Source organism: Arthrobacter sp. Y3223164, assembly GCF_059091005.1.
Genome location: NZ_JBNHGF010000613.1, coordinates 1 through 1,136, shown reverse-complemented (window position 1 = coordinate 1,136; position 1,136 = coordinate 1). Strand labels below are relative to the sequence as shown.

3 protein-coding genes are annotated in these 1,136 nt (G+C 70.6%); 1 reads left to right on the top strand and 2 read right to left on the bottom strand.

Annotation, left to right across the window (positions count from 1 at the left end; all coding sequences use genetic code 11):
- Window positions 1-379, top strand: a 379-nt coding sequence (locus AC5RUJ_RS16860) for a hypothetical protein (protein WP_494156317.1), incomplete at its 5' end; no start/stop codon positions are given.
- A 65-nt stretch (window positions 380-444) separates the two neighbouring features.
- Here the strand turns inward: AC5RUJ_RS16860 and AC5RUJ_RS16855 are convergent.
- Both AC5RUJ_RS16855 and AC5RUJ_RS16850 read right to left on the bottom strand, forming a co-directional pair.
- Entirely contained in the window at window positions 445-747 is a 303-nt protein-coding gene (locus AC5RUJ_RS16855; protein WP_494109635.1) for a GNAT family N-acetyltransferase, read from the bottom strand.
- 65 nt (window positions 748-812) lie between these two features.
- The coding region (locus AC5RUJ_RS16850) for a hypothetical protein (protein WP_494156316.1) at window positions 813-1,136 on the bottom strand (324 nt) is incomplete at its 5' end.

Sequence of the window (1,136 nt, the reverse complement as noted above, 5' to 3'; positions counted from 1 at the left end):
CGCAACGCTGGCGGCGCCAGCGACGGACCCGCGCGGCGACAACCCCACAGCCCGGTCGACGGGCATCGCCGAAGTCATTCCGCCCGACGCCGTCGTGACGGCGGGGCCGGCAGGTGCGGCACCTATCCGCCGGACGGTTAATCCGTTCCTGGGGGCGATGTGGCTGCTGGGCGTGGGGCTGGTCGGGTTCGGGGCCTGGGGTTCGATCGCACCCCACTTCATTGAGATGGACGCCCTGCTCGGGACCACCGGCATCTACGGGCCGCCCTGGATTTTCGTCTTTAGCTCCGTCGCGCCCATGATCCTGGTCGCCGGGCTGCTCACCGTCGTCGGCACCTTGGCCTTGCATGCCGTGAGCTGGATGCGCCGGCACCCCTGACCCCGCCGCACAACCGGCGGCGGCAACCCGCCCGTGCGCGCGGCGGATCCTACGCGCGGCGGATCCTATTCGGGGCTTTCGGGCCACTCGACGTGCGGCTCGTACTCCGGGTGCCTGTGCAGCCAGTCAGCGACGTACTCGCAGTACGGCACGATCTTCCTCCCGCCGGCGACCACGTCGTCCAGCGCATGGCCCACCAACCTTCCGGCGAGGCCCCGACCGGCGAAGTCATCGAACACCCGGGTATGGGTGAACGCCACGGTACCGCCGTGCGCCTGAATCTCGGTGTACCCGGCCAAGGATCCGGCGGCCAGCACCTCATAGCGCCTGAGGTCCTCGTTCAGCCGGAAAGAGAGGTCGTCAGCCATAGCCCGAGCCTGACACACGCGGGCGGCGGTGCAAATACACCGCCGCCCGCATCGGCTGCCGCCGGCTAGATCAGGCCGTCGGCCAGGTGGTTGGGTGTGCCGAAGCGGTGCGCGGTGATGCTGACGGCCTGCTCGTGCAGGAACGGCAGCATTTCCACCCGACCGGCTTCGGTCACGTCGTGGGCGTAGACCGCAACATCCGGGCGTCCGCCGGTGGCGACGGCAAGCGCCTTGGCGTCGCCGCCAATCAGCCGGATCCGCCCGGCTCCGAGCCGTGGCACCCGGGCCAGCCAGTCGGCGTCGTCCTCCACCGTCACGGCAAGGTCCAGCTCCGTGGCCACGGCCCCCAGTGCCGCGGGGAGCTCGACGGCGGTGGACACCGTGACCTC

Coding starts and splice junctions, on each gene's coding strand:
- AC5RUJ_RS16855 (WP_494109635.1), bottom strand. CDS start 747: ATGGCTGACGACCTCTCTTTCCGGCTGAACGAGGACCTCAGGCGCTAT.